Source organism: Acetomicrobium sp. S15 = DSM 107314 (assembly GCF_016125955.1).
Lineage (GTDB): Bacteria > Synergistota > Synergistia > Synergistales > Thermosynergistaceae > Thermosynergistes > Thermosynergistes pyruvativorans.
Map to the genome: position 1 here is coordinate 1 of NZ_JADEVE010000437.1, position 377 is coordinate 377.

Genomic DNA, 377 nt, shown 5'->3' on the forward strand with positions numbered 1-377 from the left:
CAGGGCCCACTCCTTGAAGTGCGGCCGCTTCATCCAATCGGCGAGTTTAAAGAGGAACATGGACGAAAGCAACGATACGACCACTGCTACGAGGAAGCCGTTGCCCTTAATGGCGTTGCTCACCGAATAATAGCTGAAGAATGACTTGAAGGCATACGTAGAGCAGTTCGGATCAATGAGAAGAAAGAGCGCAATACGGCCATAAGCGACGTTATCAAACGAGCCGTGGAGCGCTTCCAAAGCTCCTATCCCGACTCTGTAAACCTCATCTCCCTCGGCGTAATAAGCGAGCCTGGCGAATACGAGTTCGCCAAGGTCCAGGCGAAATGCGGCAAGGCCGCCTTTGAATATATAAAGAAGGGCATAGAGCTCGCCAT

General features: G+C 52.0%; 1 protein-coding gene. It reads right to left on the reverse strand.

Features of this window, described 5'->3' with window-relative positions; translation table 11 throughout:
- Positions 1-377: hypothetical protein (locus tag EZM41_RS13260; protein ID WP_198471707.1), on the reverse strand; the 377-nt coding region annotated here is incomplete at both ends.